This is a genomic window from Ensifer sp. ENS07 (assembly GCF_014852185.1).
Lineage (GTDB): Bacteria > Pseudomonadota > Alphaproteobacteria > Rhizobiales > Rhizobiaceae > Ensifer > Ensifer adhaerens.
In genome coordinates this window covers 143,248-156,699 of the sequence record NZ_JACVBE010000008.1, presented here as the reverse complement: position 1 = coordinate 156,699, position 13,452 = coordinate 143,248, and the positions used below count along the sequence as shown (strand labels likewise).

At 63.0% G+C, this 13,452-nt stretch carries 9 protein-coding genes; all 9 read right to left on the bottom strand.

Translation table 11 applies throughout. The features are described 5' to 3' along the window. Positions 1-63: 63 nt before the first annotated feature. Entirely contained in the window at positions 64-1,197 is a 1,134-nt protein-coding gene (locus IB277_RS23205; RefSeq protein ID WP_192371920.1) for an ElyC/SanA/YdcF family protein, read from the bottom strand. A 677-nt stretch (positions 1,198-1,874) separates the two neighbouring features. Beyond that, complete coding sequence (locus IB277_RS23200; protein ID WP_034789629.1) at positions 1,875-2,231, bottom strand: SPW repeat protein; 357 nt, start codon at positions 2,229-2,231, stop codon at positions 1,875-1,877. Between the two features lie 207 nt (positions 2,232-2,438). Continuing rightward, the gene (gene ggt, locus IB277_RS23195; protein ID WP_034789631.1) at positions 2,439-4,178 is read right to left on the bottom strand and encodes a gamma-glutamyltransferase; all 1,740 of its coding nucleotides are present in this window, start codon (positions 4,176-4,178) and stop codon (positions 2,439-2,441) included. 242 nt (positions 4,179-4,420) lie between these two features. Then, positions 4,421-6,034, bottom strand: coding sequence for a GMC family oxidoreductase (locus IB277_RS23190; RefSeq protein WP_034789849.1), 1,614 nt, complete (start codon positions 6,032-6,034; stop codon positions 4,421-4,423). Between the two features lie 21 nt (positions 6,035-6,055). After that, positions 6,056-7,273, bottom strand: coding sequence for a mandelate racemase/muconate lactonizing enzyme family protein (locus IB277_RS23185; protein ID WP_192371919.1), 1,218 nt, complete (start codon positions 7,271-7,273; stop codon positions 6,056-6,058). 5 nt (positions 7,274-7,278) lie between these two features. Then, positions 7,279-8,556, bottom strand: a complete 1,278-nt coding sequence (locus tag IB277_RS23180; RefSeq protein ID WP_210339658.1) for a nitrate/nitrite transporter — start codon at positions 8,554-8,556, stop codon at positions 7,279-7,281. A gap of 107 nt (positions 8,557-8,663) precedes the next feature. After that, entirely contained in the window at positions 8,664-10,088 is a 1,425-nt protein-coding gene (gene aldA / locus IB277_RS23175) for an aldehyde dehydrogenase (RefSeq protein ID WP_192371917.1), read from the bottom strand. Between the two features lie 195 nt (positions 10,089-10,283). Further along, the gene (locus IB277_RS23170; protein ID WP_090427612.1) at positions 10,284-11,162 is read right to left on the bottom strand and encodes a LysR substrate-binding domain-containing protein; all 879 of its coding nucleotides are present in this window, start codon (positions 11,160-11,162) and stop codon (positions 10,284-10,286) included. 256 nt (positions 11,163-11,418) lie between these two features. After that, positions 11,419-13,443: a beta-N-acetylhexosaminidase gene (locus IB277_RS23165; RefSeq protein WP_192371916.1), complete on the bottom strand. Its 2,025-nt coding sequence runs from the start codon at positions 13,441-13,443 to the stop codon at positions 11,419-11,421. Between the last annotated feature and the right edge of the window lie 9 nt (positions 13,444-13,452).

The window sequence follows — 13,452 nt, the reverse complement described above, 5'->3', positions numbered from 1 at the left end:
CCCACCCTTAAGTGCAAGGGTGGGACGCGCAAGCATCAGGCGCTTTCGGGGATGTTCCGATGACTACTGCTGCAGCCCCGGATAGGCCCATACGCCCGAAACACGCATCAGATCACGGTAAATGACCAACCGCTCGTCCGCCCCGATCTTTGCCGCTTGATCCTGGGTTGGCGCGTCCAGTGCATTCAGCGGCACCACTGCCGATGGCAGGTCGCGCTGCTTCAAGGCATCCTCCATGACCGTGCGCGCGCGGCGCATGTGGCTCGAACTGGTCACCAGGATTACCGTGTCGGCCTGATGCCGCACCAGGAGATTGGCGGCATTGATCACATTGCCGATCGTATCTTTCGACTTGTCCTCAATCATGATGCGATCGCGACTGATACCCTTGTCGACCAGCCACTTGGACATGACGTCACCTTCCGTAACGCCATTTTTCGGCACGCCGCCACTCACCATGACGAGCGCTGTCGGGTTGGCCTCGGCGACCTTCAACGTCACCTCGAGACGATCGAGCAAGGTTTGCTGCGCCTTGCCGTCATCGGCGAGCGCGTAGCCCAGCGCGACGATCACGACTTTGCCTGGCACAGTCGGGACGTCGAAGTTCGGCTTTTCAGCCATGATCTGTTCTGCGCGAACAAACCGCTTGCGATACTCTTCCGCTCGCTCGCGATCGAGACCGGCCAGAGCCTGGTGGGCAAGCGCCGCGCCGGTCTCATCGCCACGGATGCGGGCAATTGCCTCAAGCCAGCTTTGCGCATCAAAAGCGGTCGGGTCCTTGCCAAGGATGCTCTGGAAGGTCGCCTGCGCGTCGTTGAGCTTCTTCTGGATGATCTGGGTCGCAGCAACGGCATATTGGAAATCCAACCGCTCAGGCGCGAGCGTCGACGCTTCCTTGAAGGCTTCCTCCACGACATCATACTTGCCATGCAGCGTAATGCCCTTGAAGACTTCGGCTTCCGCCTTTTTGACGTCGCCGCCCGACCAGTAATACTGCATGCCGGTGTCGACCAGCTGTTTTATACGGGCAGCGTTTGCCTGGTCGAAGGCGCCGGCTGGAACCGCTGAAATGAGACACGCTGTCGCTGTCAACAGTCCAAGGAGGCGGCGCCGTGCGCTACCCGCCTTCACCGAACGCGGGGTGCCCGATGCTGTCACGGTCGACCCCAACGGGGCAAAAATGGAACTCGGCTTCATTTAAATCTCCCAGTTTTCCGGTTGCCCGCCGGCTTGCTCGCCCTCGGGCCGATAGCGTCCGTATTCACTTCCGATTTGGCCCATCTCCTTGCGGCCAGTATTAGAAATACCAAAACATAACCACCTGTCCAGATCGCGGCGGCGCAACTATCCGTAATGGCGACTGAAGGCGGGATAATTCGTGTTACATTTCTTACAGATAGCGCATACAAGTTGCGTTCACGTTCCGAAACAGTCGCTGATTGGCGTTATATTGGTATTATCCAATTGCACGCCATCACCCGCGCAGCGGGCGTGCGCAATCGCTGAATGCCAGGATGTCATAAACATTGGCTTGCCGGCAGTGATTTCCATGGTTCGGCAAGAGCAAAGCCTGCTTCAACGACCTCGCTGCCGATGGGTAGCCGAAAACCTACTCCGGAGCTCGGGAGTTCGTGGCGGTCGTTGCGCGCCGTGCTGTCGAAGACACCGTAAGGTGAATCCATGCGCTGGCCCGTTTGGATTGTTCGAAGGGATCTGACCTTTGAACTCACGCAAATCCGAAGAGGACGGTTCCGCACGGTTTTTCAGATTTCGCTCTCGATCTGGCCAGCCGCAAACGCAAAATTGCAGCGAATGATGCAAACTGATTGCGGCCCGGCGCTGCGGCGCCGGGCCGCAATCTTCTCTACTCATCGTCATGCATGTGCATGCGGATGCTGCCGTTCGTCCCAGACGGCCCAGATCGCGAGCGCGGTCACCAACACCCCAAGGACGACATGCGTCCACATGGGGTTGGGACTGGTCGAGAAACCGAGCAGCCAGGGTGAAGCGATCAGCCAGAGCCCGACGATGAGGCTTGCCCATTCTTCCCATTCCGCAAACATGGCAAGCGTCGCGATAGCCAGAACGCCGAGCACGACGCCGGCGCCCCAAGCGTTCCAGGCCGGAACGCTTTCGACAACGAAACCCATGATCCAGGGGGAGACGAACAGGCAGACGGCAAGAACCAGATTGATCCAGTCCTGTGCTTTCTTTCCTTCCATCAGTGCCATGACAACCTCCACGAATGAAGCTTGGCCAAAGCGTACGATCGCGTGCGGTCGCACGCTCTGAAAACATAATAAATTCAACCGGAACCGCTTTCAAATCTTTTTCGCGTGAGGACGCGGTGGTCGCATGCGCGAAATCAGGCGGCGAACTGACGATCCGCCGCTCTGAATGGGTGTCGAGGGCGCAGCTTTGCGCCGATTCGCGTGCGTCTAGTAACCGCGCGCAGCACCCGCGCCGATGCGGCTGTCGACTGCGCCATTGTAGCGGGCGCCGCCGCCGGCCTCGATGTCCGAAAGGCTCTCGCCGCCGACGAGGATGCCGGTCGCCTGTCCCCAGATCGTCCAGCTTTCATCGATCTGGACATTGTGGCCCATGGCCGACAGCAGCTTGCGGGTATCTGGCGAGAGCGCATAGGGCTCCATGAACACCTTGTCCGGCAGCCACTGGTGATGGACGCGCGGCGCGTCGACCGCTTCCTGGATGTTCATGCCGTGGTCGATGACGTTGAGTATCGCTTCGAGCGTGATGGTGATGATGCGTGCACCGCCGGGGCTGCCGATCACCATGAAGGGCTTGCCGTCCTTGGAGATGATCGTCGGGCTCATCGATGACAGCGGCGTCTTTCCGGGCGCGATCGCATTGGCCTCGCCCTGCACCAGACCGTAGAGATTGGGCACGCCTGGCTTGGCGGTGAAATCATCCATCTCGTTGTTGAGCAGGATGCCGGTTCCGGGCGCCACGACGCCGGCGCCGAAGGAGCCGTTCAGCGTATAGGTGACGGCAACCGCGTTGCCCTCGTCGTCGATGATCGAATAGTGCGTGGTCTCCTTGCTTTCGCCGAAACCCTTGGGGATCAGTGTGGCGGAAACGCCGGCGCGGAACGGATCGATCTTGTCGCGGATGTCCTTGGCATAGGCCTTGTCGGTAAGCTTGGCGACGGGGTTCTCGACGAAATCGGGATCGCCGAGCGACGTGTTGCGGTCGACATAGGCGTGGCGCATGGCCTCGATCATCACATGCACAGTGTCGGCGGCGCCATAGCCCATGTAGGAAATGGGGTAGCCTTCGAGAACGTTGAGGATTTCGCAGATGATCACGCCACCGGAGGATGGCGGCGGCGAGGAGACGATGTCATAGCCGCGGTAGTTGCACTTGACCGGCTCCAGTTCGCGCACGGCGTAGCGCTCGAAATCTGCCTTGGCGAGCACGCCGCCTTTCTCCGCGCTCGCCTTGACGATCTGGTCGGCGATCGCGCCCTTGTAGAAGGCGTCGGTGCCCTTCTCGGCGATGCTCGAAAGCGATGCGGCAAGATCGGCCTGGATCAGCTTCTCGCCGGCGACGAACGGCTTGCCGTCCTTCAGGAAGATCGCGGCCGCGGCCGGGTCCTTGGCGAGCCTGTCCGTCTCGCCCTCGAAGGAATCGATATCGCCCTGCTCCAGCACGAAGCCGTCTTTGGCAAGCGCGATCGCCGGCGCGATCAATTCGGCAAGCGGCTTGGTGCCATATCGGCTGCGCGCCATTTCGAAGCCCATGACCGGGCCGGGAACGCCGACGGCGAGATAGCCCTCGGTACTCAGGCCGTCGACGACATTGCCCTTGGCGTCGAGATACATGGTCTTGGTCGCAGCTTGAGGCGCCCGCTCGCGGAAATCGAGGAACGTCGTCTTGCCGTCCTTAAAGCGGATGGTCATGAAACCGCCGCCGCCGATATTGCCGGCGGTCGGATAGGTGACGGCAAGCGCATAGCCGACGGCAACGGCTGCATCCACGGCATTGCCACCGCTTTTCAGCACGGCAACACCGATATCGGATGCCAGGTGCTGGGCCGTGACCACCATGCCGTGCTCCGCCTTCACGGGCTCGGGTGAAGCCGCCTGTACCGCCCAGGGCGTCAGGCTCGATGCAAAGAGCAACGTAATCGACAGGGTCTTCAAGCGGAAACTCGGCATGCGTCTCTCCCTCGCAGGCTCGCGGCGCATTGCCAGATTTCAATGACCGTGGTCTCGCCGCGTCGAGCGCGGTGGCAACGATCGTTCGGTAGGGGCAAGCACCTGATATGGACGGCTATGAAGTGCGGGAAGTATAGTCACGCTCAATCGACGATGGCAAATCACGCCTGACGTTCAACGACACCCCTACGCCTGACCGACCACTGCGTCGGGTCCCCCAGTCGACAGGAAAGCCGTGCCGCTCAGGCGGCATCGGCAAGGATCAGATCGGCACCTTTCTCCGCAACCATCATCGTCGGCGCGTTGATGTTGCCCGCGGTGATGTTGGGGAAGATCGAGGCGTCGACGACGCGAAGACCGGGCACACCGTGAACCTTCAGGCGGCTGTCGACCACCGAACTCTCCTGGTCCGGCCCCATCGCGCAGGTGCCGCAAAGATGATAGATCGAGCCGGAGTTTTCGCGGAAATAGTCCATCAGCGCTTCGTCGCTTTCCACGCGCGGCGCCGGCGAAATCTCTTCCGCCGTCAACGATGAGAGTGCCGAGGCCGACGCGATCCGGCGGACAAGCCGGCTTCCCTGCAGCACTTCGTCGATGTCGCGATCGGTCGTCAGGTAGTTCGGCCGGATCAGCGGTTTCACCGAGGGGTCGCCGGACGCAATCGAGATGCTGCCGCGGCTCGTCGGCCGGCAGGAATTGAAGCAGATCAGGTAGCCGGGATAGGGCTCCGGCTTCAGCCCGGCCTTCGGATCCGTCGGGATGCGGTAGGAGAGCGGGTTGAAATAGAGCTGGATGTTCGGCCGCTCTTCGTCTGGCCGGCCGCGGAAGAAACCACCCGCCTGGTTGACGCTCATCGAGAACGGTCCTTTGCCGGTCAAGAGATACTGCAGACCGAGACGCATCTGGCCGAAGAGACTGCCGAACTCGTCGTTGAGCGTCGGGATCGTCGCACGATAATAGAAGCTGGCGCAGAGATGATCCTGCAGGTTCAGGCCGACCGACGGCAGATGCCGGCGCGTTTCGACCCCGAGCGACGACAGCGCCTTGCCGTCGCCAATGCCCGAGACCTGCAGCAGCTGCGGGCTACCGACCGCACCGGCGGCCAGGATGACCTCGCGCCCCGCCGTGAAGCGGCGCCGCGTCCCATTCTGGATGACATCGACACCGGTCACGCGTCCGTCTTCGCCGAAGACCAGCTTTTCTGCCTGCGCGTAGCGTTCGATCGTGAGATTGGGACGCTTGAGGGCGGGCCTCAGATACTCCGCGCTCGAATGCGAGCGGCGGCCGTTGTTGGTGTTGACGTCGTAGACGCCGGCGCCCTCGATCGAGGCGCCGTTGAAATCCTCGTTCAGCGGCAGCTGCAACGATCCGCAGCTTTCGAGGAAAGCGTCGGTGATCGGGTGCGTCATGCCGCGCATCGGGGTGATGTGGATCGGGCCTTCGCCGCCGTGCCATTCGGACGATCCGCGCGCATGGGTTTCGAGCCGGCGGAAATAGGGCAGGACATCGTCATAGCCCCAGCCCGTATTGCCGGCGTTTTTCCAGTCGTCGAAGTCGTCGCGCGCGCCGCGCACATAGATCATCGCATTGATCGAGCCGGATCCGCCCTGGACCTTGCCACGCGGCACGTAAATGCTGCGATCCTGAAGCTCGGCCTCCGGCTCGCTCGAATACATCCAGTTGACCTGGGGATTGTAGTAGCTGCGGGCGTAGCCGACCGGGATCTTGAACCAGAAGGAATTGTCGTTGCCGCCAGCCTCGATCAAAAGCACCCTGTGGCGACCATTTTCGCTGAGCCGGCTCGCAAGAATGCAGCCGGCCGACCCGGCGCCGACGATGATGTAGTCGTAGATCATCTGCATGTCCTATCGTCGGAGTTATCCGCGTGCCGGCGCGAAGGCCTTCACGTCCGCCGGCCGGCTGTCCATCTGCAGGTGCAGGCGCTCGCCGGTGTACGGCGTGTGCTTTTCGACGACGTCCATGTTGAGCTCGATGCCAAGGCCAGGCTCGCGCGACGGGATGATGTAGCCATCCTCGACGGCGAGCTTGGTCTTCAGCACATCCGCATGAAATCCGCTGAAATCGAGGATCGCCTCATGGATGAGGAAGTTCGGCGACGCAGCTGACAGCTGGATACTGGCCGCAGCCCCGACCGGGCCGTTATAGAGATGCGGGGCGATCTGGGCGTAATAGGCTTCTGCCATGCCGGCGATCTTCTTCGCCTCGAGAAGCCCGCCGACGCGTGCGACGTTCATCTGCAGGATCGAGGCAGCCTTCAGTTCGAGGACGCGCTGGAACTCGTACTTGGTCGTCAGGCGCTCGCCGGTCGAAATCGGGATCGAGGTCGCGCGCGCCACCTCCGCCATCGCCGCTTCCTGTCCGGGAGGAACCGGTTCTTCGAACCAGAGCGGGTCGTATTTTTCGAGACGCCGCGCCAGCCGGATCGCCGAGGACGGCACCATCTGGCCGTGCGTGCCGAAGAGCAGATCGGCGCTACTTCCAACGGCGTCGCGGATCTTGCGGCAGAATTCCTCCGAGCGGTCCATCACGCCGAGCGAAAGCTGGTGGCCGGAATAGTTGGTGTAGGGACCGGCCGGGTCGAACTTGACGGCGGTGAAGCCCATTTCGACCATTTCGACGGCGCATCCGGCGGCGAGATCCGGATCGTTGAAGTCGAACTCTCCAGCCGCGTTCTTCGGGTAGAGATAGGTGTAGGCGCGGAGCTTCTCGTGCACGGTGCCGCCGAGCAGGTCCGCGACGGGCCGGCCGGCGGCCTTGCCGATGATATCCCAGCAGGCGATTTCGAGACCCGAGACGATACCCATCATCGTCGGGTCGGGGCGCTGGGTGAAGCCGCTCGAATAGGCCGAGCGCCAGAAGCGCTCGATCTGGTGCGGATCATGGCCGAGCAGATGCCGCTCGAAGACGTCTTCGATCAGCGGCGTCAGCGCCTTTGGATGGAACGAGGTCGCGTAGATCTCACCGATGCCCTCGATGCCGCAGACGGTCGTGAGGCGCACGAAGATCCAGTACATTCCGCCCACATGCGGCGGCGGGACGGCGACGGCATAGGTCTTGAGAGACGCGATCTTCATTTGTGTCATCTCTTTTTCTTGAGGCGGGCCATCAGCACCAGGGTGGCGATGGCGCCGAGGACGCAGATGGCGGCGATGTAGCCGAAATAGAACTGGTAGCCGGCGATGCCCGGATAACGGTCTGAGAGGTATCCGTTGACGAGCGGCAGGTAGGTGTCGGGCGCGTAGCCGACGAGCGAGATGATGCCGATCGCAAGGCCGGTGATGTTGGCCGGCACGTGGCAATCGTCGAGGATCGCCCAGTAGAGGCCGCGTATCGTATAGGTGATGAGGCCGACGAGCAGCACCAGCCCGACGAAGAGGACCGTCGAGCCGATGCCCGGCAGGGCGATCATCGCCACAAGGCTGGCGGCTGCGACGAGGAAGCTCAGGAGCAGGATGCCCGTCTTGCCAAAGCGGTCGCCGAGCAGGCCGCCGCCGATACCGCCGACCGGGCGCAGCCACAGCTTGATCGTGACGATCACGCCGGCCATGGCGGCGGAAATGCCGAAGCCGCCTTCCTGCAGATAGGCCGAGAAGCTGTAGGTCGCGAGGAACACGTGATAGCCGCAGAAGATGATGGCGGCGACGAGCCAGACCTCGGGGATACGGAGCAGCGTCTTGATGTCGGCAAGCAGGTTGCCTTCGCGCTTGCGCGCGCCTTTCTCGACAGCGACGGGCTGCGACACGGCGAAATAGGCGATGCCGACGACGATGCAGAAAACGGCATAGAGCAGCACGACATCACGGAAACCCATGGCAAGCCCGGCACCGCGCGTTTCCGTCGTGAAGACAAAGAGCGCGATGGCGACGCTGGCAAGCAGCGCCTCGACCAGGCCACGGCCGCCGTCGAGAATGCCGAAGAAGCGTCCCTGCTCGTTGGCGCCGGCGATCAGGTTCACCTGCTTCAGCGTCGCCGCCCAGAACGTCAGGCCCGTCGTGACGCCGAAGCCGCAATAGATGACGAGAAGCGATGAGTAGCCGGGCAGCGTCGCGTACCAGAGGCCGAGCAGTCCCGTGCCGACCATGGAAACGAGGATCAGGATGCGCGGCTGGACGCGGTCGGCGAGCCAGCCGCTCGGCAGGTAGCCGACCAGGAAGCTGGTGCCGAGAATGGAATAGAGAACGCCAAGCTCGGTGTTGGTGAGCTTAAGTACCTCCAGCATCGTCGTCTGGTAGGACTGGCGCAGGTAGAGGATCGGATAGATCGCGCCCGCGGCGATCACGATCAGCGCCAGTTGCAGGTAACGGCTGCGGGCCGACACGGACGGCGCAGCGATTTCTGTTTCGGAAATTGAGCTCAAGGGTAGTCTCCTCCCCGACCGATGGCGGGAGCATGCCATCGGCCCGGTCTTGATGTTGATGTCCGAACAATTCCGGTTCCCGTCCGGAATTGCGTCATTTCAAATGATCAGTGTTTCAGGACGACGAGGCGCGTCTGGGTGAATTCCAGCATGCCGTGCTTGCCGTCGTCGCCGCCGAGACCCGAGCGTTTCCAGCCGGCGTGGAAGCCCTGATAGGGGTCCGCCGGGAAACGGTTGACGTAGAGTTCGCCGGCCTCGATGGCGTCGCTGGTGCGCATTACAGTGCGATAGTTCGCGGTGAAGAGTACCGAGCTCAGGCCGAACTGATGGTCGCTCGCCAGCGCCAGCGCTTCCTCGAAGGTCGAGTAGCGGATCACCGCGAGAACAGGCCCGAAGACCTCCTCGCGCACGATCTCCATCTCCTGGCGGCAGCCGGAAATCAGCGTCGGCGGATAGAAGTAGCCCGGTCCTTCCGGCAGGTAACCGCCGGTCTCGACCGTTCCGCCTTCCGCCCGCGCCTGCTCGACCATTTCATGCACGCGTTTCTGCGCGGCGGCGTTGGCGAGCGGGCCCATGCGGGTCGCATCCTCGGCGCGGTCGCCGAAGGCGCGGGCAGCGAAACCTTCGCGCAGCTTGGCGAGCAGCGTGTCATGCACGCTTTCGTGTACATAGAGCCGCTCGGCACTGGTGCAGACCTGGCCGCAATGGGCGGTCTTGGCGGCGATGATCGCCTGTGCCACAGCATCGAGATCCGCATCCGGCTCGACGATGACGGGGGTCTTGCCGCCGAGTTCGAGAGAGGGCTTGGCGATGTTTTCCTTGCAGTAGTCGAGCACGATGCGGCCGGCCGAAACGCTGCCGGTCAGCGTGATCATGCCGACGCCGGGATGGGTGCAGAGCGTTTTCGCGACGTCATGCGACATCGTGAGGATGTTAACGAGACCTTCCGGCAGGCCGGCCTCGACGATCGCTTCGGCAAAAACGAAGGCGGATGTCGGCGTATTGTTGCTCGGCCGTACGACAACGGCGTTTCCTGCAATCAGCGCCGGGGCGATTTTGCGCACCAGTGTGTAGATCGGATAGTTGAACGGGATCAGCCCGGCAACGACGCCGATCGGAACGCGCTTCAAGAGAAGCGTTTCACCGGGATTGTCGCTCTCGATCACTTCGCCCTCGATGCGGCGCGCCCATTCGGCGTGGTAGCGCATCAGTTCGGCGCCATAGATGACTTCCGCGGTCGCGTCGGCGAGGCTCTTGCCCGACTCTTTCGCCAGGGCAGCGCCGATGGTCTCAGCCCGGCTTTCCAGCACCGTCGCCAGTCGACGCAGCGCATCGCCACGCTGGATGGCCGGCAGTGCCGCCCAGGCGCGTTGCGCCTTCATGGCTGCCTCGACCGCTGCTGTTGCTTCCTCATCCGTTGCTGCCGGCACCGATGTGAAGACCTGGCCTGTCGCCGGATTACGGACGTCGATCGTCACCGCAGACGTGCTTTCGATGAAACGACCGCCGGAAAAATTGCGATAGGGGCTCATGGCATCTCGGATGTGTTGGCCGCGGCTCCGGGCGCCAAAGGCGCGCAGGACAAGCGGACTGCGCGGGAGAGAGCAAAACGAGCGACGGCCCGTCTCTCTCCCCGACCGAGACCGTCACGAAACTGTTGCGACGATAGGGCCGGAGGCACAAGCGAGTAATTTTCAGCGAGAGCATTCCAAAATGGAATGCTTGGCTCAGGCAGCCCGGTCGGCCGAAACTTCCGTAAGCAGCCAGGCACGGAACGCGTCGACCTTGCGGTCGTTTCCGGCCTGGGGCCGCGTGACGAACCAGTAGGATTCATGCCCCTCGACCTCGACGTCGAAAAGCTGCACGAGCTGCCCGGTCTCAAGCTGATTGCGAACCATCGAACGATCGGCAACGGTGACGCCGAGGCCCGCACAGGCCGCTTCGATCGCCAGATCGAGCAGGTCGAACTCTAGCCCGCCGCGGGTATCGACATCCTGGAACCCGGCTGCATCCAGCCAATGGCGCCAGGTCAGATAACGCCGGTCGGGCGAGGCAAGCACGTGCAGGAAGGTAAAGCGCTGCAGGTCCGTCGGACCCTCGACTTTCACCCCTTCGAGCAGTGATGGCGCACAGACGACCACATGCCGCTCCGTCATCAGGATGCTGGCATCCAGCATCGGCCACTCGCCATCGCCGAAGCGGATGGCGCAGTCGAGAAGACCGCGCTCGGCAATCGTGTCCGTGGCTTCGGTGCTGAGGCTGATATCGACGTCGGGCAGGGCCACGCGCAGCCGCGGCAGACGCGGCAGCAGCCAGCGCTTGGCAAAGGTCGGCGGAACGTTGATCCGCAAGCGGTTCTGGTTGCTCTTCTCGGTGATGCTGCGCAGCGAAACCTCGATGCTATGGAACGCTTCCTGGATCGTCGCCAGCAGTTCGGCACCGGCCGGCGTCAGCTCGAGATGGTGGTGGCGACGGATGAGCAGGTCTTCGCCAAGCTCATCCTCGAGGTTGCGAACCTGGCGGCTGACCGCACTTTGCGTGAGGTTGAGCCGCTCGGCCGCCCGCGTGAAGCTGCGGGTCTGCCCGACCACTTCGAAGACCTTCATCGCCGACAATCCAGGAAGTCTTCGCATCGATAACTTGGCCTCAGGAAACGCTGCATCCCGCGGGTCGTCGCGGGATCGATGCGCACCTTTGCGTGTCACGCTCCGGCGCACAAGCACGAAAATCCAAATCGTATCCAGCAAAGCGGAAGCGCACGCCTGGCTAGCTCCGAACGACGAACGGCGGCTCTCGCCGCCGTTTGCCTATCCAATCTATCGCCTGGCCAAGCCCAGACGAAAACTGGAAACTTAACCGCGCCTACTCCGCAGCATAAAAGCCGTAGAGCACCGGCATCAGCCCGACCAGCGCCTCGAAGCGCTTGAAGGACTTACGTTCGGGTCGCGTCCATCCGGTTTCGGCGAGCGCCGAAAGCCGCGGGAAGACGAGCCGGTCGAAGACGGCGCGGTCGGTCATCGGTTCGGACCAGATGCAGCATTGCACGCCGAGCAGGTGCTTTTTCTGTGCGTCGGTCCAGCCTTCGACCGGGTCAAAGGTGTAGAGCTTTTCCGGGTCTGACCAGCCGGCCCAGCTGCCGCCGGGCTCCGACCAGGCCGGGCTGTTGGCCATGTCGAGATAGTAGACTTGGCCCGGGCAGACGACGATGTCGTAACCTTCCTCGGCAAGCGCGGCCGACGCCTCGACCGTGCGCCAACCGAAGAGCAACGACTTCGCCTTGTCGATGACGTTGCCGTGGGCCGCCTCCTGCCAACCGCCGGTAACGCAATTTCGGCTCGCCAGGAACGCCTGGACACGCGCCAGGAACTCGCCCTGCAGCACCGCCGCACCCGAACCGTCGATCTCGTCGGCGCCATGGGTGTTGGTGACGACGTTCAGGCGCTTGGCGTGGGTTTCGGCCACCTCGTCACCGGCAAGTGCACGAAGCCGCGTGAGCGCTTCCGGCGAGCCGGACCAGGCACCAAGCGGCACCTCGTCGGCGCCGACATGAATCGCCCGCATCGGGAAGAGTTCGATCAACTCGTCGAAGATGACTTCCAGCACGCGATAGGTCTCTTCGCGCGCCGGGTTCAGGCAGTTGTCCGGGAAGCCCTGGACCGAATGATAGCTTCCCTTTTCCTCGGGATCGCGCAGTTCCGGGATTGCCTGCAGCATCGCATAGGAATGGCCGGGGATGTCGATTTCCGGCATCACCTCGATGCCGAGGCTGGCGGCAAGCGCTACGATCTGACGAACCGCCGCCTTGGTGTAGTAGCCGCCGGTCGGTTCAGGACCCGAGCCGAGCAGCGGCGGGATCTTGCGGCCATGGCCGCGCCAGGCGCCGATTTCGGTGAGCGCCGGATAGGCGTCAATCTCCACGCGCCAGGCCTCGTCGTCGGTCAGGTGCCAGTGGAAACGGTTGAGTTTGTTCCAGGCCATCAGTTGCAGGAAGCGCTCGACCTCCGCGGTGCTATAAAACTGCCGGGCGACGTCGAGATGGGTGCCGCGCCAGGCGAGCGCCGGCTCGTCCTTGATCTCCCCGCCCGTCGGAAACACGAAGGTGCCCGGATGCGACCGCGCCCCGCGCAGGACCTGGCCGAGCGTGATCAGGCCGTAGAGAATACCCGTCTGGCTACCGCCCGAAATGGCGACGCCGGCAGGCGAGAAACGGATCGTGTAGGCCTCCGGACCAAGGTGCGACGCCTTTGACAATTCGACCGGGAAACCGCCCTCCGCCGCCGGCCGGACAAGGCCCTCGACCGGAAACAGGCTGGCCGTGAGATCGGCAAACGCCTTCGCCGCGGCGGACGCTTCACTGCCTTCGGCCTTCAGATCGAGGCCCGGAGGTGCCAATAGCTGACCGGAGACCGCAACCGCTTGCGGCCACGGCACGATCGAGACTGGCACCGGGGCCACTTTCGGCACTGGATAGACGGCGGCGCCACGCTTCAGCTCGGCATTGTCACCGTGCGCCCGCGAGGCAAGCACGGCAACCGGCGCATTCGTGCCATCGGACAGGACGAGGAAGGCGGCGTTGGCGCCATCGGTCCAGTGGCGCGGCTCGAAGCTCATGCCGTGAGCCTTGAGCGTCCAGGTCGCGCCGGGCTTCAGCTCAAAACCTTCCGGCGGCGCGAATTCCGCATAGTTGGAGAGCCGGACCAGAAGCTGCCCGCCCTCGACCTCAGCGGCAGGATCGATGCGCGCCGGGCCCGAGACGCCGAGGCGAAAGCCCTTGATCGGCCGGTCCGAATTGTTGGTGAGCGTCAGCGCATAGACCGACCTGTCGGCGGTGCCGACGGGCACCCAGAGCGTTTCCAGAAGATAGTCAGATTTGGCGGCAAACGTCATCAAATGGCT

What these genes read in the sequence shown, in the direction of transcription:
- IB277_RS23205 (WP_192371920.1), bottom strand. Translation starts at nt 1,197, where the DNA reads ATGAAGCCGAGTTCCATTTTTGCCCCGTTGGGGTCGACCGTGACAGCA.
- IB277_RS23200 (WP_034789629.1), bottom strand. Translation starts at nt 2,231, where the DNA reads ATGGCACTGATGGAAGGAAAGAAAGCACAGGACTGGATCAATCTGGTT.
- ggt (WP_034789631.1), bottom strand. Translation starts at nt 4,178, where the DNA reads ATGCCGAGTTTCCGCTTGAAGACCCTGTCGATTACGTTGCTCTTTGCA.
- IB277_RS23190 (WP_034789849.1), bottom strand. Translation starts at nt 6,034, where the DNA reads ATGATCTACGACTACATCATCGTCGGCGCCGGGTCGGCCGGCTGCATT.
- IB277_RS23185 (WP_192371919.1), bottom strand. Translation starts at nt 7,273, where the DNA reads ATGAAGATCGCGTCTCTCAAGACCTATGCCGTCGCCGTCCCGCCGCCG.
- aldA (WP_192371917.1), bottom strand. Translation starts at nt 10,088, where the DNA reads ATGAGCCCCTATCGCAATTTTTCCGGCGGTCGTTTCATCGAAAGCACG.
- IB277_RS23170 (WP_090427612.1), bottom strand. Translation starts at nt 11,162, where the DNA reads ATGAAGGTCTTCGAAGTGGTCGGGCAGACCCGCAGCTTCACGCGGGCG.
- IB277_RS23165 (WP_192371916.1), bottom strand. Translation starts at nt 13,443, where the DNA reads ATGACGTTTGCCGCCAAATCTGACTATCTTCTGGAAACGCTCTGGGTG.